The organism is Paragemmobacter ruber (assembly GCF_009908315.1).
Taxonomy (GTDB): Bacteria; Pseudomonadota; Alphaproteobacteria; order Rhodobacterales; family Rhodobacteraceae; genus Paragemmobacter; species Paragemmobacter ruber.
Genome location: NZ_JAAATW010000003.1, coordinates 157,117 through 180,149, shown reverse-complemented (window position 1 = coordinate 180,149; position 23,033 = coordinate 157,117). Strand labels below are relative to the sequence as shown.

Sequence of the window (23,033 nt, the reverse complement as noted above, 5' to 3'; positions counted from 1 at the left end):
ACAGAGACTAGCACCCAAAGCGGGGTGCGGGGTCTGAAAAACGACACCGCGCTTAGCGCGCCCGTCAGGGAATGAGAAGCGAGGAATCGCCGTAGCTGAAGAAGCGATACCCGTCTTGCACCGCATGGGCATAGATCCGCCGGATCCGCTCTGGCCCCATCAGCGCCGAGACCAGCATCATCAGCGTGGATTTGGGCAAATGGAAGTTGGTCATCAGCGCATCGGTGATGCGGAAGCGGTAACCGGGATAGATGAAGATGTCGGTGGGCCCCGTCCAGGGGTGGATCGTGCCGCCATCATCGGCGGCGGATTCGATCAGCCGCAGCGCGGTGGTTCCCACCGGAATGATCCGCCCGCCCGCCTGTTTCGTGGCGTTGATCTCGGCCGCCGCGCCCGGGGTCACCTGCCCCCATTCGGCGTGCATCCGGTGGGTGGTCACATCATCGACCTTCACGGGCAGGAAGGTGCCTGCCCCCACATGCAGCGTCACCTCGGTGAAGGCCACGCCAATATCGGCCAGTTCCCGCAAGAGCGCCTCGTCGAAATGCAGCGATGCGGTGGGCGCGGCGACCGCCCCGGCGTGGCGGGCGAAGACCGTCTGGTAATCGGTGGCATCCTGTGCGTCGGGCGCGCGCTTGGCCGCGATATAGGGCGGCAGGGGCATGGCCCCGGCTTTGGCCAGGGCGGCATCGAAATCTTCGCCCACAAGGTTGAAGGTCAGGCGCAGGTCCGTCGCGCCCTTTTCGGCCACGGTGGCGGAGAGCCGGTCCGAGAAGCGGATGACCTCGCCCTCGTTGACCTTGCGCAGGGGTTTTGCCAGCGCGCGCCAGCCCTCTGCCGCCGGTTCCAGAAGCGTGATCTCGATCTTCGCCGTCGCATCGCCCCGGCTGCGCTGCCCGGTCAGGCGGGCGGGGATTACCCGTGTATTGTTCAGGATCAGCCGGTCGCCGGGGCGGAAGATGCGCGGCAGATCGTAGACGTGATGATCGGCAATCCTGTCGCCCTCGGCCAGCAGGAGGCGCGCATGGGTGCGCGGGCGGGCGGGCCGCGTGGCGATCAGCGCCTCGGGCAGGTCGAAATCGAAATCCGAAAGCTTCATCCGTCAGGGCCTTCCAGTCGTGGCGGTTCGCCCCGGAACAGGTCACGGAACATGCCCGGGGTCAGGATCGACAGCGGATTGACCGACACGGCCACGCGGTCCTTGGTGCCGCGCAGGCTGTAGTTGAAGCCGAACAGCCCTTCACCACGCCGCGTGAGGATCGCCCCGATGCCGTTGAGCATGTAGATCGGCGATACCACCCCTTGCAAGTCCAGCCGTCCGTCGCGCGTGCCATAGACCCCGGCCAAGGACACGCCCAGCGAATTGCCCACGGCAGAGCCACGGGTGATCTGCACGGCGTCAGGCGTCAGGACGAATTCAGCAAGCCCCTGCCCGAAGGCCAGCCCTTCGCCATTCAGTTGCTCCAATATCCCCACCACAGAGACCGCGTTCAGCAGTTCCGCCAGAACGGGCGCATCGACGATGCGGAAGTTGCGGATATCGGCGCTGCCATCGTATACGCCGGCCGCCCCGCGCGGCAGAAGCCGCAGATCAAGCTGCCCCCCCCGTGCCGAGGCAAACACCCCGGCCGAGGCCAGCACACCCCCGGCATTGTCCGACAGCACGCGCACGGCGGCGCCGTTGTCGGTGGGGACCACCGTCCCCGTCACCGCCGCCTGCCCGTTGACCAGCGCGCTGAAATTGCCGTTGAAACCGCCCCGCACCGAAAACTCGCCCCGGAAATCGGTCAGCGAGATGGAATCCGTCACGCGCAGGCGGTTCAGCGCGAAGGTCAGCGGTATATCGACCGCGTTCCCCCCTGCCCCGTCCCCGCCCGCATCCGTGGGCCTGCGCCGCAGGTCAACGCTTGCCTCCGACACCAGCACCGCCACGGGCCGCCCGGCCCCACGGCCCGAGATGCGCACACGGCCCGACAGCCAGTCGTCAAGATCAACCTCGGTGAAATCCGCCACATCGAGGCTGCCATCCGGGCGCAGCGATACCTGTCCCCGCGCGTCAAGCCCCGGCGCCGCGATCGTCAGGCTGTCGATGCGGGCAGGTTTCGACAGCGTGGCCGCCAGTTCCAGCCGCCCGAGCCGCCCCGCGGGCTTGCGCCAGCCCGTGCCCGGGATGGCCAGTTCGATGCGGTTCAGGTCCGACACGAGGCGCAGTTCGGCGGGCGCGCCCTTGGGCAGCGTGATGGTCACCATCCCCTGACCGTCGCCGCGCGCGATGGCCTCGGGCAGGCCGAGGCCGAACTCGGTGATCGTGTCCCGCGACAGGGCGACGGTGCCTTCGATGCTGGCCGGGGGGGCATCCTTGCCGAAGGGCTGCAGGAACGTCACGTCAAAGGGGACACGTCCGATCGTGCCGGGGCCGGCCACGCGCAGGCCCCGCGGATCGGCCGACAGCGAAAGGTCGGGCGCAGAGACGGTCTTGCCCGTCACCAGCCGGTCGCTGCGGAAATCCGACACCCGCCCCGTGACCGAAAAGCCCACATCCTGCGCCGTGATCCGCGGCACGAGGGGGAAGCGCAGCGTCGCCTCCAGCACCGCGCGCCCCTCACCCAGATCGACGGGGCGCCCGGCCTTTGTTAGAAAGCCGAAAGGCGGTTCATCCAGCAGGGAGAGTGCGGCAGTGAGGGTCGAGTCGGTGCGCAGCACGACCTCGGCCTGTGCGGGGCGGCGGGTGATGTCGAGCACGGAAAAGACCGATCCCGACATGTCGATCACGCCACCGAGGGGGGGAGTGACCGATCCCCGGCTGACCACCATCGTGTAGGTCATCCCTTCGATCGTGGCATAACCATCGGCATCGCGGATGGGTGGCAGGGTGCGGATGAAACGCACATCGGCACCTGAAAAATCATAGCCCATCGACAGCACGGGTTCCCTGCCCGGCGCGATGCGCAGCGCGGCCTTCACGTCGGTCAGCGTGCCTTCCAGCACGTTCTGCGCCAGCCAATCCCGCGTCCGCTGCACCAGCTTGACCGGCCAGATCGCCAGCAGGTCGGTATGGCCGATGGAATCAAGCGTCAGGTCCACGGCCGCCGTCCAGCCCTCCGCCCCCGCGCTGACCGTGCCTTTGGCGGCAAGACGGCGCCCGTCTTCCACCAGCGCCACCTGCCCGATGTCGATCGAGAAGGGATCGAGCCGCAGCCGCAGGTCAATCGCCCCTTCGGAAAAGCGCACGGGTTTCTGGAACAGCCCCTCGGGATCCACCTGCATTTCCGAGATATGCACTTGGGTCAGGAAACTATGCGCCGGGCGCGCGCCCAGCGGGCCTGTCAGGATGTTGCCTGCCGCATCGGTCAGGTAGCTGTGCCCCGTTGCACGCAGGCGCAGCGTCGTGCTTTCCACATCGAAGGCGGTCATGTTCACGCGCCCGCGCGCCGGATCATAGCTCACCTGCATCGCGGCGCGGTCAAAGGCGATGGGCACCGCCGCCTCGGTCGGGCGCAGGGCGCCCGCGCCGAAGGCCAGCGTCGCCTCCATCCCGGTCACCCCTTCCGCTGAAAGCCGTGCCGAAACCTCGCCCGAGATCGGGGCATCGACGGCACCCAGCGGCGCCAGCGGCGGGATCAGCGCGGCAAGATCGGCCGCGCGGATGCGGTCCACCTTGGCCGACAGCCGCGCCGCGGCCTCGCCCTTGCGAGTGATCGCGGTCAGCTGCGCCTGCGCGGGGTTGCCATCCGCCCCCATCAGCGACACGGCCATCTGTCCGCGCACCTCTTCGTTGCCGTTCTCCAGCCGCAAGCGGCCGTCGCCCAGATCCCAGACGCGGCCCGAAAGACGATCCGTCAGCGTCAGCGTCAGGGCATCGGCCTCGATCGCCTGCAGCCGCGACAGGACGGGGGTATCGAACGCCTCGTCGATCAGCGCGAAGACCGCGGTCAGGCTGTCGATGCGGCGGTCGGTTGCGCCGCCGAAGGCAATGTCGAAAGACCCGTCGCTTTCGCGCGTCAGATCAATCCGCGTTCCGGACAGGCGCAGGCTGCTTGGCCGTATCTCGCCCTGCTTCAGCGCATCGAGCGAGAAGGCAAGCCGGATCTCGGGCAGGATCAGGACCGGGCTTCCATCCTGGTGCAAGAGGCGCGTATCCTCCAGCCGCAGGCGCGGAACCCAGTCTTCATCAACCCCGATCTCCACGCTGCCGATGGCGAGGGCGTTTTCTGGAAAGGCCGGGGCAAGGGCGCGGTTGACCCGCGCTTCCGCCTCGGCCACGGCCCAGACGGGCAGACGCAGATAGCTGCCCGTCAGTCCCAGCACCATGAAGCCCAGCCCGAAGCCAAGGATAAGGACGACGATCAGCCCGATCAGGCCGTTGCGCAGCGGGCGGCGACGGGCCATGCGCGCAGGCGCCTGCCCCCCGTCTGGCAGGGTGGCCGTGTCGGGCGCCGTCTCGGCCCCGGTGGCGTGCAGGTGGTTATCGGACACCCTGCGTGACCCCTCCATTCCTTGAATGCCGGGATTGCCTTTATCTTCGCCCGAAGGCAACTAGAACGCAAAGCATCCATCGTCACAATGCAAGGAGCCGCCCAATGATCACCGCAGGCGCAACCGCCCCCGATTTCACCCTGCCGCGCGATGGCGGGCAGGACGTCACGCTTTCCGCGCTGCGTCCGGGCAAGGTGGTGCTGTATTTCTACCCCAAGGACGACACCCCCGGTTGCACGCTGGAGGCGCAGGATTTCACCGCCCGTCTGGCCGATTTCACCGCCGCAGGCACCACGGTGATCGGTGTCAGCAAGGACAGCGTGAAGGCGCATGACAAGTTCTGCAAGAAGCACGGGCTGGGCATCATCCTGGCTTCCGATGAGGCGGGCCACACCTGCGAGGATTACGGGGTGTGGGTGGAGAAGAGCATGTATGGCAAAACCTATATGGGGGTGGAGCGGACGACCTTCCTGATCGACGGCACCGGCAAGGTGGCGCAGGTGTGGAACAAGGTGTCCGTCAAGGGCCATGCGGAAGAGGTTCTCGCCGCAGCCAAGGCGCTGTAAGGGCGCGGGGATGGCGGCGCAGACGCTGGCCGAGATGGCGGTGGAGGTTCTCACCACCGCCGATGGGCGCGCAAAGACGGCGCTGGGGCGGCGCCATGCGGCGGCGTGGTTCGCCGCACGCGCCGCCGGTGCGCCCTTGCCCATCGGGCAGGCGCAGCCGCCGCTGCGGCCTGCGCGGCCCGCCAAGCCCGATCTTCTTCCCCCGCGCGACGTGCCGCGCCGCCGCCCGGGCAGCGAGGCCGGGCGCATCGCGCTGTTGCATGCGGTGGGGCATATCGAACTGAACGCGGTGGACCTGCACTGGGACATCATCGCCCGCTTCACCCACCATCCGATGCCGCCCGGTTTCTATGATGACTGGGTCAAGGCGGCGGATGAGGAGGCCAAACACTTCAACCTGATCTGCGATTGCCTGGAAGCCATGGGCAGCCATTACGGCGCCCTGCCCGCCCATGCCGGCATGTGGCGCGCGGCCGAGGACACGGCCGAGGATCTGCTGGGTCGTCTGGCCGTGGTTCCCATGGTGCTGGAGGCGCGGGGGCTGGATGTGACGCCGGGCATGATCGAGGTGTTCCGCAAGGCGGGTGCCACGGGTGCCGTTGCCGCGCTGGAAACGATTTATGCCGAAGAGGTGGGTCACGTCGCCTATGGATCAAAGTGGTTCAACTGGCTGTGCGGGCGCGAGGGGCGCGATCCGAAGGATGTCTTCCACGATCTGGTGCGCCGCTATTTCCACGGCAGCCTGAAGCCGCCCTTCAATGCCGAAAAGCGGGCTGAGGCGGGCCTGCCGCCCGATTTCTATTGGCCGCTGGTGGACGGACCCGAGGCCGACGCAGAACAAGGGGCAGAGTAATCCGCCCGATATCGGCGGGTTTCTGCCGACTTGCGGCGGTTTTCCGGCAGGGTTTCCAGCCATTTGGTCAATTCTGTTGCGGGGTGGGAACGCGCTGGCTAATCAAAAGGCGTCTCCGCATGGGGGCATGTCGCCCGTCCTTTTCAGCAACGCACGGAACCCTGCCAAGTGATGACGCGTGTCACCTATCGGATAAACGCCACCCTTGAGCGTTTTCTTCCCGAACAAAGACTGTTTCTGAAATCTGATACAGAGACCCGCTTCATCCGCCTCCGCCCTGCCACGCAGCTGATCGCGATGACCGGCTGCGCCATGTTCGTGGCCTGGACGATCGTGGCGACGGCGGTTCTGATGATGGATTCGATCGGGGCGGGATCGTCGCGCGAACAATCACAGCGCCAGCAGGCGATGTATGAGGAACGGCTCAACGCCCTGTCGCAGGACCGCGACCTGCGCGCAGACGAGGCCGCGCGGGCGCAGGAACGCTTCAACCTTGCGCTGGAACAGGTGGCCGACATGCAGGCGCGGCTGCTGGCGTCCGAGGACCGTCGCCGCGAATTGGAGACCGGGATCGAAGTGATCCAGTCCACCCTGCGCCGCACCATCATCGAACGCGACGAGGCCCGCACCAAGGCCGATGAAGTGGCCCAAGCGCTGGCCGCAAGCACCGGATCGGTGCGCAGCGAAGAGGGGCGCCAGCGCGACACGGTCGATACGCTGGCAATCCTGACCGAAGCGCTGGGCGCGGCCGCGCAGGAGCGCGACCTGATGGAAGGCGCGGCCCAGAAAGCCGCCGAGCGCGCCGAAGAAATCATGGCCGAAAAGCGCGAGATGGAACGTCAGAACGACGTCATCTTCGCCCAGCTTGAAGAAGCGGTGACCGTGTCGATGGAACCGCTGGACAACATGTTCCGCGATGCCGGGCTGTCGCCGGACGACCTGCTGGATTCGGTGCGCCAGGGCTATTCGGGGACCGGCGGGCCGCTGGCGCCCATCTCGCTGTCAACCTCCGGCAGCCGGGCCACGCCTGAGGCGACCCGCGCCAACGCGATCCTGCAAGGGCTGGACCGCATGAACATGTACCGCATCGCGGCTTTCAAGACGCCCTTCGCCTCGCCGGTCAACACGCCGGTCCGGTATACCAGCGGCTTTGGCGGGCGCAGCGATCCTTTCGGTCGCGGCTGGCGTCGGCATGAGGGGCAGGATATGGCCGGGGCCTATGGCGCGCCCATTCTGGCGACGGCGGATGGTGTCGTGATCCATGCCGGGTGGGAAAGCGGCTATGGCCGTCTGGTGAAGATCCGGCACGAGTTCGGGATCGAAACCCGCTACGCCCATTTGTCGCAAATCCGTGTCAACGTGGGCGATCGGGTATCGCGCGGCGACCGGATCGGTGATATGGGCAATTCAGGACGCTCCACCGGCACGCATCTTCACTACGAGATCCGTATCGGGGGCGAAGCAATCAACCCGATGACCTTCATAAAGGCAGCGAGAGATGTTTTCTAAGAGCCGAATCAATGAGCCGGGCCCCAAGCAGGCCGAGGCGGAAAAGCCCAAAGCACCGGAGGCAGGCGTGACCAAACCCAGCACGGATTTCACCCCGTCCACCCCCAAGGGCAAAGCTCAGGCTTCGGTTCTGTCGTCGGATCTGACGGTCGTCGGCAACCTGCGCACCACGGGCGACATTCAGGTTGAAGGCACGGTGGAAGGCGACATCCGCGCGCATCTTCTGACCGTGGGCGAAAGCGCGACCATCCGGGGCGAGATCGTGGCGGATGATATCGTCGTCAATGGCCGGGTGATCGGCCGGGTGCGGGGCCTGAAGGTGCGCCTCACCTCCACCGCGCGGGTGGAAGGCGACATCATCCACAAGACAATCGCCATCGAAAGCGGCGCGCATTTCGAAGGCTCCGTCCAGCGGCAGGAAGACCCGCTGGCACAGGGCCGCACGGCGGCACCCGCCCCGGCGGCGGCCCCTGCCCCCGCGCCGACGCCGAAGCCCGACGCGCTTTGACCCCAAGCGGATGGACCCAGTGACAGGGCGCCCCCGGGGCGCCCTTTTTGCATAGGCGTCTAGGCCCAGTGGACGGCACGGCGATAGAGGTGCCAACTGGCATGGCCGAGCACGGGCAGCACGATGAACAGTCCCAGAAAGCCCGGCAGCATACCCGCGAACAGCAGCACAGCGATAAAGGCCCCCCAGCCCAGCATGACGGCAGGATTCTCGCGCACCAGCGCCATGGAGGTGAGCATGGCCGTCACGAAATCCACCTCGCGGTCATCCATCAGCATGGGCAGGCTGACCACCGTCAGCGCGTAAAGCAGGGTCGCCAGGGCGGCGCCGACAGCGGTGCCGAAGGCGAGCATCCCGATCCCTTGCGCCGTCAGGAACACGTCGAGCGAGGAAGAGACGTTCTGCATCGTCGCCCGCCCCAGAAACAGGGCAAAGATCATGTGGGACAGGAAATTCCAGAACAGGAAGAAGACCACGATCACCGCCGCCATCGACGGGATCTGGCGGTCCTTCTGACGGGCCACCGCGCCCAGAATCGCGGGGAAGACCAAGGCCTCGCCCGCCTCGCGCCTGCGGCTGATCTCGTAAAGACCGCAAGCGACAAAAGGACCAAGGATCGGAAAGCCTGCGGCCGCGGGCAGCGTCCACCAGACCTGTCCCTGCGCGGTGAAGGCATAGGTCAAAAGCCACCCGCCCAGCACATAGACGGCGGCAAAGAAGGCGCCGAGCAGGGGATGGGCCCGGAAGTCGGCCCATCCTACCGCCAAGGCGTGGCGCAGATCGCCCAGGTCCAGCGACAAGACCTCGGGCCGCGCCGGTTGTGGCGCGCCTAGGGCACCCGTCCCATCTCGGGACGCCTGATCTGACATGGCCTTCCTCCCCCCTCACCCCGGATCAGGGTAAACCGGGCGCGGGGACGGCGCAAAGATGTATCTCGGGCGCGGCTTAGTCTTGCGCCGTTGCCTCGGCCCGCGATTTGCCCGCCACATCCATGGCCAGCGTGGCCGCCATGAATTGATCCAGATCGCCGTCAAGCACCCCTTGCGTATCCGAGGTTTCCACGCCCGTGCGCAGATCCTTGACCATCTGATAGGGCTGCAGGACGTAGGACCGTATCTGGTTGCCCCATCCGGCTTCGCCCTTGGCGGCGTGCTGGGCGTTGATCTCGGCGTTCCGGCGGTCCAGTTCCATCTGGTAGAGCCGCGATTTCAGCGCGTTCATCGCAATCTCGCGGTTCTGATGCTGCGATTTCATAGACGAGGTGACGACGATGCCGGTGGGCAGGTGGGTGATCCGAACGGCGGAGTCGGTGGTGTTCACGTGCTGGCCGCCCGCCCCGGAGGAGCGGTAGGTATCAATCCGGATCTCGCTGTCGGGGACCACGATTTCGATATTGTCATCCACCACGGGGTAGACCCAGACCGAACAAAAGGACGTGTGCCGCCGCGCCGCCGAGTCATAGGGCGAGATGCGGACAAGACGATGCACGCCCGATTCCGACTTCAGCCAGCCATAGGCATTCTGCCCCGAAATCTTGTAGGCGGCAGAGCGGATGCCCGCCTCTTCGCCCGCGGTTTCGGCCTGAAGTTCAACCTTGTAGCCCTTCTTCTCGGCCCAGCGGACATACATCCGCGCCAGCATCGAGGCCCAGTCGCAGGATTCCGTCCCGCCCGCACCGGCGTTGATTTCAAGGAAGGTGTCGTTGCCGTCAGCCTCGCCATCCAGAAGCGCCTCAAGCTCCTTTGCGGCGGCCACCTGCACCAGCGATTTAAGCGCGGCCTCGGCCTCGGCCACGATTTCCTGATCGCCCTCGGCCTCGCCCAATTCGATCAGTTCGACATTGTCGCGCAGGCCGCTGTCGATCATGCGATAAGTGGAGATCGCCTCGATCAGCGCCTGCCGTTCCCGCATGAGCTTTTGCGCCTTGGCCGGATCGTTCCACAGATCGGGCGCCTCGATCATCGCATCGAATTCCTCAAGCCGATGCGGCGCGGTGTCCCAATCCATCCGCTGTGCCAAGAGCTTCAGCGACTTGGCAATCGCATCGACATTGTTCTGCGTCTCAGAGCGCATGGAATACCTGTCCTGTGATGGTCTGGCGCGGGTGATAGCCGTTGGGGCGGCGGCGGGCAAGGCCCGCGCCCTGCCCCGGCCCTGCGCCCCGTGGTCAGTAAAGACCGCCCGAACTCAGCGTCCCGAAATCGGCCTTCTCGGGGATCACGGCCGTCTCGCCGCTGGCAGTGGTCACCGTCGTCTCGCCCCCGCCTTCGCCTTCGCCATAGGCAAAGAGCGGCAGGTTGGACCCCATGGCAAAGCCGCCATCCACCATCATGTCGAGACCGACGATCCCATCCACGCCTTCGCGGAAGTATTCCACCTGCACATTCGCGCCGCTGGCATCATCGGGCAGAAGCGCGCCGGTGAAGCGGTCGATCTTGACCCAGCGCCCGCCTTCCGGAACGCGGAATTCGGTCCCGCCATATTTGGCGACGGCCTCTTTCATGAATTCCTGGAACACAGGCGCGCACATCCCGCCGCCCGAGGCGCCCGAGCCGAGGCTGCGCGGCTGGTCGAAGCCGATATAGCAGCCTGCCACGATGTTGGAGGTATAGCCGATGAACCAGACATCCTTGGCATCGTTGGTGGTGCCCGTCTTGCCCGCCACCGGCACCGGCAGATTGACCGCCGAGGAGGCGGTGCCGCGCGTGACCACACCTTCCATCATCGAGGTCAGCTGATAGGCGGTGATGGCATCCATCACCCGCTCGCGTTCCGAACGGATGGTGACGCCCGCCCCGGGATCGAGGCTGGCAAGGCGGCAATCCACGCAATCGCGCTGATCGTGGCGATAGATCGTGCGGCCAAAGCGATCCTGCACGCGGTCCACCAGCGTGGGTTCCACCCGCTCGCCGCCATTGGCGAACATGGCATAGGCGGCCACCATCTTGAACAGCGTGGTTTCCTGCGCGCCGAGGCTGTTGGCGAGGAAGGGGCGCATCGGGTTGTAGACGCCAAAGCGTTCGGCATAGCGGGCGACTGTATCCATGCCGATTTCCTGCGCTATCCGCACGGTCATCAGGTTGCGCGACTGTTCGATCCCGGTCCGCACCGGGGTGGGGCCGTAGAACTTGTTCGAGGCGTTCTTGGGCGTCCACAGGCCTTCGGCGGTTTCCACCTCGATCGGGGCATCCACGACGATCGTGCCGGGGGTGAAGCCGTTGTCGAGCGCCGCGGCGAACACGAAGGGCTTGAAGCTGGAGCCGGGCTGGCGCGTGGCCTGCGTGGCGCGGTTGAAGACCGAATCCTGATAGGAAAAGCCGCCCTGCATGGCGATGACGCGGCCCGTGAAGACGTCCATCGCCATGAAGCCGCCCTGCACCTCGGGCACCTGCCGCAGGGTCCAGCGGACAAAACTGCCATCCTCGTCCGATGTCACGGCACGCACGAGGACAACATCGCCCACCGCGACCAGATCGCCCGCCACCTGCGCGCGGCGGCCAAGGCTGCCGTCGGCGTTCTGCTTGCGCGCCCAATCCACATCCTCGGCAGGGATCCAGTGGCCGTCGGCATCATCCTCGACCCCTTCAATGCCGATGCGGGCGTCGCTTTCGCCCACTTCCAGCACCACCGCCGGATACCAGCCCGCGATGTCGCGCGGAACATCGACCGCGGCCAGCGCGGCGCGCCAATCCGCAAGCCCCTCGGGCGGGATGACCTCGCCCGTGCCACGCCAGATGCCCTGACTGCGGTCATAGCGCTCCAGCCCGTCGCGCAGGGCCTTGGCGGCCACATCCTGAAGCTCTGGGTCAACCGTCGCGCGGATGGACAGGCCACCCCCGAAGAACTCGGCCTCGCCGAAGGTGGTGGAAAGCTGGCGGCGGATCTCGTCGGTGAAATAGCTGCGCGGTGGCAGCGCCTCGCGGAAGGCGGGATAATCGCCGTTCTGCACGGTCAAAAGCGGCTGGGATGCCTCGGCCTCGGCCTGTTCACGGGTGATGTAGCCATCTTCCGCCATGCGGTTCAAAACATAGGCCCGCCGCTCCAGCGCCCGCTCCTTATTGCGCACCGGATGCATCTCGGAGGGTGCCTTGGGCAGCGTGGCAAGATAGGCCGCCTCGCCCGCCGTAAGCTGGGTCAGCGGCTTGTTGAAATAGGTCTGGGCGGCGGCGGCCACGCCATAGCTGTTCTGACCGAGGAAGATTTCGTTCAGATAAAGCTCAAGGATCTTGTCCTTCGACAGCGTCTCTTCCAGACGGGTGGCAAGGATGATCTCTTTGATCTTACGTTCGCCCGTCCGGTCGCCCGACAGAAGGAAGTTCTTCATCACCTGCTGCGTGATGGTCGAAGCGCCGCGCAATTCCTGCCCGCGCGTCACCACGGCATCGCGGAAGGCGGCGGCCATGCCGGTGACGTCATAGCCGTGATGGGTGTAGAAATTCTTGTCCTCTGCCGCGATGAAGGCATGTTTGACCAGATCGGGGATATCCTCGATCGGCACGAAAAGGCGGCGCTCCTGCGCGAATTCGTCGATGATCAGGCCTTCGCCCGAATAGATGCGGCTGATCGTGGGGGGCGTGTACTGGGCAAGGCTTTCATGGCTCGGCAGGTCGCGCGAATACATGTAGAAGATCGCACCCACCGTCAGCGCAGCAAATAGCACGCCAAGCGTCACCATCGTGAAGATGGCCCCGAAGAATGAACCGATGAACCTGATCACGCCCGCGTTTCCCAATCTTTCCGGAATATGCCCCTGCTTATACACGCAGGCGGGGTCAAAGGTCAAAACGATGGCGTGAGGCGGCAACCGGCGGGCGCGATGCCGCCGGTCGGTCAATCGTCGCGCAGATCGGACAGCGCCGCATCCTCGGCGGCCCAGACGCGCAGCGCATCCCGGATCGACTCGGCCATGGCGGCACGCCATTCGGGGTCGATCAGGCGTTCCAGATCCGAGGCAGAGGAGAGGAAACCAAGCTCGATGAGCAGGGACGGCACATCCGGCGATTTCAGCACCGAAAATCCCGCCTGCTGGATCGGGTGGCGGTGCATCTTCAACCCAGCGCCTGAAATGGATTGGCGCAGGGCCAGCGCCAGCCGGTCGATCCGGGGCTGGGTTTCGGTGCGGGCCATGTCCATCAGCACGGTCGCCACCAGATCATCCTGATCCGACAGATCAATGCCCGACAGCAGATCATCCCGGTCGTGCCGTTCGGCAAGCGCGCGGGCGGCCTCGTCACTGGCGTCATCGGACAGGGTGTAAATCGTGGCCCCGACGGCCTCGCCCTCGGCCAGCGCATCGGCGTGCAGCGACAGGAACACATCCGCCCCCGCGGCATGGGCGATGGAAATGCGCGTCTCGAGCGGGACGAAAACATCCTCTTCCCGCGTCATCACAACGCGGAAGCTGCCATCCCGGACCAGAAGTTCCTTCAGCTCGCGCGCGAAGGTAAGCATCAGTTCCGCCTCGGTATGGCCGTCGCGTTCGGCCCCGGGGTCGATGCCGCCGTGACCGGGATCGAGAACCACCACAAGCGGCCCGGTCCCGCGCGGGGCGGGCGCCGGCAGATCGGCGGCGGCGGGCAGCGCCCATTCCGGCGGTTCGGGCAAGGCGGCCTGCCGGGCGAATTCGGCGGGCGTGCTCGGGGCCAGTTGCAGGCGGACGGTCGCCCCAGCATCCGTCGTCATCTCGGCCCCCATCACCGTGAGGGGGGCCTTCAACTCCATCACCAGCCGCGACCAGCCAGGGCGGAAACTTCCGGCGCGAAGGTCGCCCAGACGGGCGCTGGTCGTCGGCATGTCGGCGATCCCCGACCAGTCCACCTCGCGGAAGTCGAGGATCACGCGGCGGGGATCATCGGCCAGCCGCACCCGCCACGGGACGGGCTGGCTCAGATGCAGGGTGACGGATACCATCTCGCCCTGATCCGCGATGGACGAGGCCGCGGGATCAAGCCGCGCCAGCGCCGAAAGCTCTTGGGCGGCGGCCTGTCCAAAAGCCATCATCGCGATAAAGAAGGCGATCAGCCCTGCCCGCATCCCCTTACCCTCCCTCATTTTTTCCCAGTATTCCGTGCGGCGCGGGCCTTGTCCAGCCAGCCGAAGGACGTGGGAAAACCGGCATCACGTTGCGGCGACCATGCCGGACGTGACCTTGAACTGCGAGCCTTTCACCCCGTAAACTGCCACCCAAGCGGCGCTGATGCACCTTGCCGACCGAAGCCAGCCACCTTGCCACTGCCCCGAAGGGGCGATCGCACACGGAGCCCCGATGCGCAACCTTCTGACCGGCACTGCCCTTGCCCTTGCCTTCGCTATGCCCGGCCATGCCGAGGGGCTGACCGACATGACCGATGCCGAGCGCGCGGCCTTTCGCGCCGAGGTGCGGGCCTACCTGCTTGAGAACCCCGAGGTTCTGATCGAAGTCATGGACGAGCTGGAGGCACGCGAAAAGGTTGCCGCCGCCGCGCGCGACAAAGAAATGGTGGCCGCGCAATCCGATGCCATCTTCAACGATGCCGCCTCTTGGGTGGGCGGCAACCCGGACGGCGACATCACGGTGGTAGAGTTCATCGACTATCGCTGTGGCTATTGCCGCAAGGCCTGGCAAGAGGTTGATCAGCTTGTGGAAACCGATGGCAACATCCGCTTTGTCCTGAAGGAATACCCCATTCTGGGCGAGGCGTCGGTGCTGTCATCGCGCTTTGCCATCGCGGTGCTGCAACTTCACGGCGGCGACGCCTACAAACAGGCGCATGATGCGCTGCTCTCGCTGCGCGCCGAACCGACGGCCGAAGCGCTGGCCCGACTGGCCAGAGAGATGGGTCTCGACCCCGCGCCGATCATGGAACGGATGGGCGCACCCGAAGTGACCAAGGTCATCGAAGACAATCACCGGCTGGCAAAGACGATGGAGATCAGCGGAACGCCCACCTTTGTCGTAGGTGGCACGATGGTGCGTGGCTATGTCCCGCTGAAGGCGATGCAGCAGATCGTGCAAAAACAGCGCGCCGCGAAGGAGGGCTGATCGCCCTGCCCTATTCCGCGGCCTCTGCGGCTTTCTCGGCCGCCTCGATTTCGGCGGCCTTCTTCTCCACCAGTTCAACGATGTGGTCGATCATCTGTTCGTTGGACAGCTTGTGGCTCTGCTTGCCCGCCAGATAGACCATGCCCGATCCTGCCCCGCCGCCGGTGAATCCGATATCGGTCATCAGCGCCTCGCCCGGGCCATTGACCACGCAACCGATGATCGACAGCGAGAGCGAGGTGGTCACATGGGCCAGCCGATCCTCTAGCGCCGAGACGGTCTTGATCACGTCAAAGCCCTGCCGCGCGCAGGAGGGGCAGGAGATGATGGTCACGCCGCGATGGCGCAGGCCGAGGGATTTGAGGATTTCGAACCCCACCTTCACCTCTTCCACCGGATCGGCGGAAAGGGAGACACGGATCGTGTCACCGATCCCCATCCAAAGCAGGTTGCCCAGACCGATGGCCGATTTCACGGTGCCCGACATCAGGCCCCCGGCTTCGGTGATGCCCAGATGGATCGGGGCATCCGTCGCCTCGGCCAATTGCTGATAGGCGGCGGCGGCAAGGAAGACATCCGATGCCTTCACGCTGATCTTGAATTCGTGGAAATCGTTGTCCTGCAACAGCTTGATGTGATCCATGCCGGATTCCACCATCGCATCCGGGCACGGCTCGCCGTATTTTTCCAACAGATGCCGCTCCAGCGATCCGGCATTCACGCCGATGCGGATGGAACAGCCGTGATCCTTGGCGGCCTTGACCACTTCCTTAACGCGGCGCGCATCGCCAATATTGCCGGGGTTGATCCGCAGGCAAGCAGCGCCCGCCTCGGCGGCCTCGATCGCGCGGCGGTAGTGGAAATGGATATCGGCCACGATGGGAACGGGGCTTTCGGCCACGATCTCGCGCAACGCGCGGGTGCTGTCCTCATCGGGGGTTGAGACGCGCACGATATCCGCGCCTGCAATGGCCGCGCGCTGGATCTGTTCAATGGTGGCGGCGACATCGGTGGTCAGCGTGTTCGTCATGGTCTGAACGCTGATCGGTGCATCGCCCCCGACCAGAACCTTGCCCACCCGGATCTGGCGCGACTTCCGGCGATAGATGTTGCGCCAGGGACGAACGGAATTCAGCGACATGAGGGCGGTCCTGCTGCGGGCGGATGACTGCACCAGAAATAGCGATCCCGTCCGGCAAGGGCAACCGAAAGGCCATCACAGCAAAGGGAAATGTCAGCTTAACCTGACAGTGTGCCGCCCGTCACTCGGTCAGCGGCGCGGCTTCGGCAGGGAGTTCGCCCTCAGGCGCGGCTTCGGCCACGTTCACGAATTTCGCAAGATCGGCATCCACCGAAAGATCCGCCTCGGCGAAGGTTTCGGTCAGCGTTTCGGCGGCCAGCGGCAGGTTCTTCACCACAGACGCACCCGGCGCGGCGGGGCCATAAGTGCGCCCGTTCACGGCAAAGTAAACAGAACCCGAATTCCCCGCCCGCAGGACCGGCGGTTCTTCGAGGCTTGGCACGACATAACGCTCGCCCGCGTCGAGGATCTTTTCAAACAGCACCGTTCCGTCTGCGGACTGCACCCGCACCCAGGACGGACGCACCGCCAGCACCTCGAGTTGCGGGGCGGCATCGGCCACCACCTGCACACCGGTTTCGGTCACGCCCGCCTCGGCCAGCGCCTGATCGACGGCCGTGTTCAGCGACGTGCCGCGCCCTGCATCGGCAAGGGCGCCCGTTTCGCGCGGGTTGATCGCGGCGATCGGACCATCGCGCGAGGTCAGCACAGGCACATCCAGCGCCTGCGGTCGGTAAAGCCGATCCATCAGATCCGGCCGCGCCGAGGCATCCGCCTCGGCCAGGGCGGCAGAGGCGGGCTCAGGCTCGGCGGCAACTTCGGCCACCAGAGGCGCCACCGGCGCCACGCCATCCAGCGGGTCGATCTCGGCCACCACGGCCGGGGCCTGATCCACCGGGGCGAGCTGTACGCGCTGCACCTCTTGCAGCACGGACCAGCCGCCATAGCCGATGCCGCCGATCAGCAGCGCCAGCACGAGGACTGATCCCACCGCGCCCGGCTCGACCCGCGAAAAGACGCTTTCACCGCGCGGCACAAAGGTAGCGTTCGGGTTTGCCAGCGGATCGCCGAATTCCTGCGGGGCGCGCTTTGCCGTCATCCCCTGCGAGGAGGCGGCCGCGCTCATGCCATGGGCGACGGTGAAATTCGCCTCGACACAGAACTTTCGGAAGGCCCAGTCGGGATCCATGCCCAGATAGCGCGCATAAGACCGCACATAGCCCGCGACAAAGCCCTGCGTTTCAAAGGCCGAGACATCGGCATTTTCGATCGCGGCGATGTAGGTGGCCTTGATCTTCAATTCGCGCTGAACGTCGAGCAGCGATTTGCCAAGCGTGGCCCGTTCACCACGCATCAGATCGCCAAGGCGCAGTTCGAAATCGTCAAACCCTTTAGGCTTGTCGACCTCTGCCGTCGAAGGTTTTGACCTCCAACCGATCATGCAAACCGCCCCTTCACTGCCCCAAGAACGCGAGTCGCGTTCAGGGCGACTCATATTCTGCCGTATTCAAGATAACTTAGCACAGGGCAAGCGCTTTCGCATGTGCGGAAAGCGTCACGCGGACACCTCGGCGCGATTCAGCGCACAATGGCGCCAAAGTGCATCCATCGCCCGCACCAAGTGGTCGATCTGCCTTGAATCATGCACAGGCGATGGCGTGAAGCGCAGCCGTTCCGTGCCGCGCGGCACGGTGGGAAAGTTGATCGGCTGCACATAGATGCCGAACTGCTCCAGCAGCATGTCCGACAGCATCTTGCAATGCACGGGATCCCCCACATGCACAGGCACGATATGGCTGCCGTGGTCGATGATCGGCAGACCCAGCCCCTTCAGGCGCATCTTCAGGATGCGGGCATGGCTCTGCTGGGCATCGCGCAGATGCTGCGCGGTCTTCAGGATGCGGACCGACGCCGCCGCCCCTGCCGCGACCGCGGGTGGAAGCGATGTGGTGAAGATGAAGCCGGGCGCGTAGGAGCGGATGGCATCCACCATCTTGGCACTGGCCGCGATGTAGCCGCCGAACACGCCATACGCCTTGGCCAGCGTGGCGTTGATGATGTCGATGCGGTGCATCTGGCCATCCCGTTCCGCCACCCCTGCGCCGCGCGGGCCGTACATGCCCACGGCATGGACCTCGTCGATATAGGTCAGCGCGTTGAACTCTTGCGCCAGATCGCAGATTTCCCGGATCGGACCGAAATCGCCATCCATCGAGTAGATCGATTCGAAGGCAATCAGCTTGGGCGCCGCCGGATCATCTGCGGCCAGTAATTCACGCAGATGGGCCAGGTCATTGTGGCGAAAGATGCGCTTGGCGCCACCGCCGCGACGCACGCCTTCGATCATCGACGCATGGTTGAGCGCATCGGAATAGATGATCAGGCCGGGGAAGATGCTGCGCAGCGTGGACAGCGTGGCATCATTGGCGATGTAGGCGCTGGAGAAGACAAGCGCCGCCTCCTTGCCATGCAGATCGGCAAGCTCAGCCTCCAGCGCCTTGTGATAGACCGTGGTGCCCGAGATGTTGCGCGTGCCGCCCGACCCTGCGCCGGTGGCATCCAGCGCCTCATGCATGGCGGCAAGAACGTCGGGGTGCTGACCCATGCCGAGATAGTCATTCCCGCACCACACCGTGATCTCGCGCTCCGACCCGTCGGGGCGGCGCCAGACGGCCTGCGGGAAATGGCCCTGCTTGCGCACGATGTCGATGAAGGTCCGATAACGGCCTTCGTCGTGCAGGCGTTGCAGGCTGGCATCCAGCGCCACATCGTAATTCATCGCGTCTCCTATCCGGCGGGATGTCCGCCGTCCTCAGTGCGCCTGTCGTTTCCCGACCCCGTCGTATCCCGACAACCAGGCTGCCGCTTCATCAATAAACGGCAAATCTGCCGACATGTTTCGTACGCGGGCGGTTTGCTGACCTTGATATGTATCAAAAGGGCGGCGATTCACCCCCGCAGGCGGGTGTCCTGTTGCCGCAGTCAGTTGGCGATGGCAACCGCGCAATCCGTCGCGGTTTCCTGCTTGGCGGCGCAGGCGGCCACGGCCTCATCGGCAGAGGCACCGATGCCCCAGGCGCCGGTCGCCGCCGAAATCGCCAGCGCCCCGCCCGCGTAATTGGCGAAATCCTCGGTCGCGGACATCGACAGTTGCAGCGGCCGTGCTTCCCAACCCTCGGGGCGGACGACCGCCACGATCACGCAATCAGCTGCGCCGGTCTTCTTGGCGTTGCATTCTCCCAGCGCGACGGCGGTGGCCGCCTCGATCGTGTGGTGGTTGGCGGCGGCGATCGTCGCCTCGGACATCAGCCCCTCATCGGGCGAGATGGCGATGGCGGCGTAATAGGGCTGATCCTTGGCAACCATGGCCAGCATCGACGCCTCATCCTTGGCAAGCACGCCCTGACCGTTGATCTCCACCTCTGCCGGGGCCGGGGCGAAAAGCAGCGCGGCCGCCTGTTCGCCCGTGACTGTCTGGGCCACGGCCGGAACGGAGGGCAGCGCAAGGGCGAGGGCAAGCAAGGCAAGACGGGGCATGGGACGCTCCTTCCACGGATGACGGCAGTGTTTTAGCTTGTCTGCCCGGGTCTGGACAGGGGCAGAAGTGTTGATAGGGTCGCGGCGCGTATCACAATCAGGAGACACCGACCATGAGCCTTGATGCCGTCCTCGCCCGCATTGATGCCGACCTGCCACAGGCGCTGGAGCGGTTGATGGCCCTGCTGCGCATCCCGTCGATCTCCACCGATCCGGCCTACAAGGCCGATTGTGCACGCGCGGCGGATTGGCTGGTCGAGGATCTGCGGTCGCTGGGGTTCGAGGCGGCCAGCCGCCCGACGCCCGGCCACCCGATGGTGGTGGCCCATGGCGGGACAGGCGGCCGGCATTTGCTGTTCTATGGCCATTACGATGTGCAACCCGTTGATCCGCTTGATCTTTGGGCGCGCGATCCCTTCGACCCCGCGATCGAGGACACCGCGAAGGGCAAGGTGATCCGCGCGCGGGGCGCATCGGATGACAAGGGCCAGCTGATGACCTTCCTCGAGGCCTGCCGCGCCTGGAAGGCGGTGCATGGCACCCTGCCCTGCAAGCTGACAATCTTTCTGGAGGGCGAAGAGGAATCGGGGTCGCCCTCGCTCATCCCGTTTCTGCGGGAACATGCGGCCGAGCTGCGGGCGGAGTTGGCGCTGATCTGTGACACGGGGCTTTTCGAGGATGCGGTTCCCGCCATCACCACTATGCTGCGCGGATTGACGAAGAGTGAATTCACCCTGCGCGCGGCGGATCGCGACCTCCATTCGGGGATGTATGGCGGGCTGGCGCGCAACCCCATCCATGTGCTGACGCGACTGCTGGCGGACCTGCATGATGACGAGGGCCGGGTCCAGGTTCCCGGTTTCTATGACGATGTGGCCGAATTGCCGGATGCGCTGCGGCAGCAATGGCAGGCCTTGGCCTTTGACCACGGCAAATATCTGGGGGATGTGGGCCTGAAGATCCCGGCGGGGGAAGTGGACCGCACACCGCTGGAGATGATCTGGTCGCGCCCGACAGCCGAGGTGAACGGCATCTGGGGCGGCTATACCGGGGCGGGATTCAAGACGGTGCTGCCGTCCGAGGCACATGCCAAGGTGAGCTTCCGGCTGGTGTCGCGGCAGGACCCGGAGAAGATCATCACCGCCTTCAGATCATGGGCGGAAAGCCGGATTCCGGCGGATTGCGAGATTATCTGGAACGACGGGATCGAGGGATCCCCCGCAAGCGTGATGGAAATCGGCGATCCCGCCTTCGAGGCGGCACGTCAGGCGCTGACCGACGAATGGGGGCGCGCGGCGGCCTTTGTCGGATCGGGCGGTTCCATCCCTATCGCGGGCTATTTCAAGACGGAGCTTGGCATGGATGCGATGCTGATCGGCTTTGGCCGGGATGACGACCAGATCCACTCCCCCAATGAAAAATATGATCTGGCCTGTTTCCACAAGGGCATCCGGTCCTGGGCGCGGGTGCTGGAGCGGCTGGCATGACTGTCGTGATCCGGGATGCAGAACCGCGGGACGAGGCAGGCTGGCGGGGCTTGTGGCAGCAATACCTTGATTTCTATGAGGTTGCACTGGCGCCCGAGGTGACGGCGGCGACATGGGCGCGGCTCGTGGACCCCGCAAGCCCGGTCAAGGCGCGGCTGGCCTTTGACGGGGGCAGGATGGTGGGCTTCGCCATCCACCTGCACCACCCGTCCACCTGGGTGATCGGGGAGGACTGCTATCTGGAGGACCTCTTCCTCGCGCCCGAGGCGCGGGGAAAGAAGATCGGCAAGCGGTTGATCGACGACCTGATCGCGCTGGCCCGGGCAAAGGGCTGGCAGCGGCTCTACTGGCACACGGATGAGGAGAACGCGGTCGCCCGGCGGCTTTATGACCGCTTCGTCCCGGCGGATGGGCATGTTCGGTACAGGATGAAACTGTAACGCCGCCCGGTGGAATAATCCACCGCGCGGCCAAGGCCTCGGCGGTTTGCGCGGATGCAGGAAGGCGTGCAGACAGGCGTGCAGCACCCTGTCTGCACCTGGCCCCCGACCAGCCGGTTCCATATCAAGTCAAGGAATGCGCCCGAAACGCCCAAGCCCGGCGCTGGCATCACAGGATGTGTTTAGGAAAATGGCGCGGTTGACGGGGCTCGAACCCGCGACCCCCGGCGTGACAGGCCGGTACTCTAACCGACTGAGCTACAACCGCGCTGGTCACATTCGGGGAAGCGGGCGGTGGCGCGGTTGACGGGGCTCGAACCCGCGACCCCCGGCGTGACAGGCCGGTACTCTAACCGACTGAGCTACAACCGCGTGTCCGCCGCCCGGCTTCCCGAACGTGTGGGGGTATTACGGAAGGGCGCGGGCGGCGTCAAGCGACGTTTGGGGTTTTTTCGACAAGCAGGGCGGATGGGCCAATCGGCCCATCCTACGCGACCGACACGCCGGTAGGATGGGCAATGCTGCCCATCCTGCGCGACGGACCTTCGGTAGGATGGGCAGGTCTGCCCATCCTACGGGGCAGGAATGAATTCCGCGTCATCACCGGGTGGCAGACGAAAGCGGCCATGCGCCCAATCGCCCGCGCGCCAGGCCTCTTTCGCGGCATCAATCCGCTCTTTGCTGGAGGCCACGAAATTCCACCAGATATGGCGCGGGCCATCCATCGTGGCCCCGCCCAGCAGCATCAGCCGCGCGCCCTGCCCGCCTGCCCGCACCGAAATCCGGTCGCCCGGGCGAAACACCAGCATCTGACCGGCGGGGAAGGTCTGGCCCCCCACCGTCACCTCGCCCGACAGGATGTAGACGCCGCGATCTTCATGATCGTCTGGCAGCGGGATGGCCGCGCCGGGGGCAAGGGTGGCATCGGCATAGAACACCTCGGACGGGGTTTCGACGGGCATGGTTTCGCCCCAGGCCGAGCCCAGGATCAGACGTACCTCTTTCCCCTCGCCCTCCAGCTGCGGCAGCACGGAACTCGGGGCGTGGAGGAAGGCCGCGGGATCATCCTCGTTCTTCTGCGGCAGGGCGAGCCATGTCTGCAGGCCGAACATGCCATGCGGGCGGTCGCGCAGCGGGCCGTCGGTGCGTTCCGAATGGGTGATGCCGTGCCCTGCCAGCATCAGGTTCACCGCGCCCGGTTCGATCCATTGATCCGTCCCCAGACTGTCGCGGTGGTGCAGGCGCCCCTTGAGCAGGTAGGTGACGGTGGCCAGCCCGATATGGGGATGGGGGCGCACGTCGATCCCCTGCCCGGTCAGAAATTCAGCGGGGCCCATCTGATCAAAGAAGATGAAAGGGCCGACCATCTGCCGCTGCGCCGAAGGCAGCGCGCGGCGCACCTCGAACCCGCCAAGGTCGCGGGCGCGCGGGACGATCACGGTTTCAATGGCATCGACGGCATCGCCGATGGGAATGGTGGGATCGAGGGCGGGGTTCCAGCTCATCGCGGCCTCCTGTGAGATGGGGTGAATGTAGGGGAAGGCGGGGCCGGGGT

General features: G+C 65.6%; 18 protein-coding genes and 2 tRNA genes. 7 read left to right on the top strand and 13 right to left on the bottom strand.

The window, feature by feature from the left end; genetic code table 11:
* Window positions 1-64 precede the first annotated feature (64 nt).
* Window positions 65-1,099, bottom strand: a complete 1,035-nt coding sequence (gene queA, locus GU920_RS13055) for a tRNA preQ1(34) S-adenosylmethionine ribosyltransferase-isomerase QueA (protein WP_161767534.1) — start codon at window positions 1,097-1,099, stop codon at window positions 65-67.
* Window positions 1,096-4,476, bottom strand: coding sequence for a hypothetical protein (locus GU920_RS13050; protein WP_328799272.1), 3,381 nt, complete (start codon window positions 4,474-4,476; stop codon window positions 1,096-1,098). The genes queA and GU920_RS13050 overlap by 4 nt, the downstream gene beginning before the upstream one ends.
* Window positions 4,477-4,580: 104 nt before the next feature.
* Here GU920_RS13050 and GU920_RS13045 point away from each other — a divergent pair, with 104 nt between their 5' ends.
* The 4 genes from GU920_RS13045 (at window position 4,581) to GU920_RS13030 (ending at window position 7,912) form a co-directional block, all read left to right on the top strand.
* On the top strand, window positions 4,581-5,042 hold the full coding sequence (locus GU920_RS13045; RefSeq protein WP_161767533.1) for a peroxiredoxin: 462 nt from the start codon (window positions 4,581-4,583) through the stop codon (window positions 5,040-5,042).
* A gap of 10 nt (window positions 5,043-5,052) precedes the next feature.
* The gene (locus tag GU920_RS13040; RefSeq protein WP_161767532.1) at window positions 5,053-5,895 is read left to right on the top strand and encodes a ferritin-like domain-containing protein; all 843 of its coding nucleotides are present in this window, start codon (window positions 5,053-5,055) and stop codon (window positions 5,893-5,895) included.
* A gap of 168 nt (window positions 5,896-6,063) precedes the next feature.
* Entirely contained in the window at window positions 6,064-7,404 is a 1,341-nt protein-coding gene (locus GU920_RS13035; RefSeq protein WP_161767531.1) for a DUF5930 domain-containing protein, read from the top strand.
* Entirely contained in the window at window positions 7,394-7,912 is a 519-nt protein-coding gene (locus GU920_RS13030; RefSeq protein ID WP_161767530.1) for a bactofilin family protein, read from the top strand. Before GU920_RS13035 ends, GU920_RS13030 begins: the two co-directional genes overlap by 11 nt.
* Before the next feature lie 59 nt (window positions 7,913-7,971).
* On the opposite strand, the gene GU920_RS13025 is transcribed toward GU920_RS13030, so the two are convergent.
* The 4 genes from GU920_RS13025 to GU920_RS13010 form a co-directional block, all read right to left on the bottom strand.
* A complete protein-coding gene (locus tag GU920_RS13025; protein ID WP_161767529.1) occupies window positions 7,972-8,781 on the bottom strand; it encodes a DUF2189 domain-containing protein in 810 nt (269 codons plus the stop codon).
* A gap of 76 nt (window positions 8,782-8,857) precedes the next feature.
* Window positions 8,858-9,985: a peptide chain release factor 2 gene (prfB, locus tag GU920_RS13020; protein WP_161767528.1), complete on the bottom strand. Its 1,128-nt coding sequence runs from the start codon at window positions 9,983-9,985 to the stop codon at window positions 8,858-8,860.
* A gap of 94 nt (window positions 9,986-10,079) precedes the next feature.
* A complete protein-coding gene (locus GU920_RS13015) occupies window positions 10,080-12,629 on the bottom strand; it encodes a penicillin-binding protein 1A (RefSeq protein ID WP_161767527.1) in 2,550 nt (849 codons plus the stop codon).
* Between the two features lie 113 nt (window positions 12,630-12,742).
* The gene (locus GU920_RS13010) at window positions 12,743-13,963 is read right to left on the bottom strand and encodes an N-acetylmuramoyl-L-alanine amidase (protein WP_235933293.1); all 1,221 of its coding nucleotides are present in this window, start codon (window positions 13,961-13,963) and stop codon (window positions 12,743-12,745) included.
* A 214-nt stretch (window positions 13,964-14,177) separates the two neighbouring features.
* Between GU920_RS13010 and GU920_RS13005 the strand changes: the two genes are divergently transcribed.
* Window positions 14,178-14,933: a DsbA family protein gene (locus GU920_RS13005; RefSeq protein WP_161767526.1), complete on the top strand. Its 756-nt coding sequence runs from the start codon at window positions 14,178-14,180 to the stop codon at window positions 14,931-14,933.
* A 10-nt stretch (window positions 14,934-14,943) separates the two neighbouring features.
* Here GU920_RS13005 and ispG read toward each other — a convergent pair whose 3' ends face one another.
* From ispG to GU920_RS12985, 4 genes are all read right to left on the bottom strand, one after another.
* Window positions 14,944-16,074: a flavodoxin-dependent (E)-4-hydroxy-3-methylbut-2-enyl-diphosphate synthase gene (gene ispG, locus GU920_RS13000; protein WP_161767525.1), complete on the bottom strand. Its 1,131-nt coding sequence runs from the start codon at window positions 16,072-16,074 to the stop codon at window positions 14,944-14,946.
* A gap of 121 nt (window positions 16,075-16,195) precedes the next feature.
* Entirely contained in the window at window positions 16,196-17,455 is a 1,260-nt protein-coding gene (locus tag GU920_RS12995) for a helix-turn-helix domain-containing protein (protein WP_161767523.1), read from the bottom strand.
* A 114-nt stretch (window positions 17,456-17,569) separates the two neighbouring features.
* Window positions 17,570-18,793 (bottom strand): 5-aminolevulinate synthase, encoded by a 1,224-nt coding sequence (hemA, locus tag GU920_RS12990; protein ID WP_161767521.1) that lies wholly within the window; start codon window positions 18,791-18,793, stop codon window positions 17,570-17,572.
* A 203-nt stretch (window positions 18,794-18,996) separates the two neighbouring features.
* Window positions 18,997-19,551 (bottom strand): 5-aminolevulic acid synthase, encoded by a 555-nt coding sequence (locus tag GU920_RS12985; protein WP_161767520.1) that lies wholly within the window; start codon window positions 19,549-19,551, stop codon window positions 18,997-18,999.
* A 113-nt stretch (window positions 19,552-19,664) separates the two neighbouring features.
* Here GU920_RS12985 and GU920_RS12980 point away from each other — a divergent pair, with 113 nt between their 5' ends.
* Both GU920_RS12980 and GU920_RS12975 read left to right on the top strand, forming a co-directional pair.
* A complete protein-coding gene (locus GU920_RS12980) occupies window positions 19,665-21,038 on the top strand; it encodes a M20/M25/M40 family metallo-hydrolase (protein ID WP_161767519.1) in 1,374 nt (457 codons plus the stop codon).
* Entirely contained in the window at window positions 21,035-21,478 is a 444-nt protein-coding gene (locus tag GU920_RS12975) for a GNAT family N-acetyltransferase (RefSeq protein WP_161767518.1), read from the top strand. The genes GU920_RS12980 and GU920_RS12975 overlap by 4 nt, the downstream gene beginning before the upstream one ends.
* Window positions 21,479-21,669: 191 nt before the next feature.
* Here the strand turns inward: GU920_RS12975 and GU920_RS12970 are convergent.
* The 3 genes from GU920_RS12970 to GU920_RS12960 all read right to left on the bottom strand — a co-directional run bounded on the left by GU920_RS12970 (window position 21,670) and on the right by GU920_RS12960 (window position 22,983).
* A tRNA-Asp gene (locus tag GU920_RS12970) sits at window positions 21,670-21,746 on the bottom strand.
* A 27-nt stretch (window positions 21,747-21,773) separates the two neighbouring features.
* A tRNA-Asp gene (locus GU920_RS12965) sits at window positions 21,774-21,850 on the bottom strand.
* A gap of 200 nt (window positions 21,851-22,050) precedes the next feature.
* Window positions 22,051-22,983: a pirin family protein gene (locus tag GU920_RS12960; RefSeq protein WP_161767516.1), complete on the bottom strand. Its 933-nt coding sequence runs from the start codon at window positions 22,981-22,983 to the stop codon at window positions 22,051-22,053.
* Window positions 22,984-23,033: the final 50 nt, after the last annotated feature.

Bases quoted from the DNA above. Each gene is read 5' to 3' on its own strand.
- queA (WP_161767534.1), bottom strand. From the start codon at position 1,099: ATGAAGCTTTCGGATTTCGATTTCGACCTGCCCGAGGCGCTGATCGCC.
- GU920_RS13045 (WP_161767533.1), top strand. From the start codon at position 4,581: ATGATCACCGCAGGCGCAACCGCCCCCGATTTCACCCTGCCGCGCGAT.
- GU920_RS13040 (WP_161767532.1), top strand. From the start codon at position 5,053: ATGGCGGCGCAGACGCTGGCCGAGATGGCGGTGGAGGTTCTCACCACC.
- GU920_RS13030 (WP_161767530.1), top strand. From the start codon at position 7,394: ATGTTTTCTAAGAGCCGAATCAATGAGCCGGGCCCCAAGCAGGCCGAG.
- GU920_RS13025 (WP_161767529.1), bottom strand. From the start codon at position 8,781: ATGTCAGATCAGGCGTCCCGAGATGGGACGGGTGCCCTAGGCGCGCCA.
- prfB (WP_161767528.1), bottom strand. From the start codon at position 9,985: ATGCGCTCTGAGACGCAGAACAATGTCGATGCGATTGCCAAGTCGCTG.
- GU920_RS13010 (WP_235933293.1), bottom strand. From the start codon at position 13,963: ATGAGGGAGGGTAAGGGGATGCGGGCAGGGCTGATCGCCTTCTTTATC.
- GU920_RS13005 (WP_161767526.1), top strand. From the start codon at position 14,178: ATGCGCAACCTTCTGACCGGCACTGCCCTTGCCCTTGCCTTCGCTATG.
- ispG (WP_161767525.1), bottom strand. From the start codon at position 16,074: ATGTCGCTGAATTCCGTTCGTCCCTGGCGCAACATCTATCGCCGGAAG.
- GU920_RS12995 (WP_161767523.1), bottom strand. From the start codon at position 17,455: ATGATCGGTTGGAGGTCAAAACCTTCGACGGCAGAGGTCGACAAGCCT.
- hemA (WP_161767521.1), bottom strand. From the start codon at position 18,793: ATGAATTACGATGTGGCGCTGGATGCCAGCCTGCAACGCCTGCACGAC.
- GU920_RS12985 (WP_161767520.1), bottom strand. From the start codon at position 19,551: ATGCCCCGTCTTGCCTTGCTTGCCCTCGCCCTTGCGCTGCCCTCCGTT.
- GU920_RS12980 (WP_161767519.1), top strand. From the start codon at position 19,665: ATGAGCCTTGATGCCGTCCTCGCCCGCATTGATGCCGACCTGCCACAG.
- GU920_RS12975 (WP_161767518.1), top strand. From the start codon at position 21,035: ATGACTGTCGTGATCCGGGATGCAGAACCGCGGGACGAGGCAGGCTGG.
- GU920_RS12960 (WP_161767516.1), bottom strand. From the start codon at position 22,983: ATGAGCTGGAACCCCGCCCTCGATCCCACCATTCCCATCGGCGATGCC.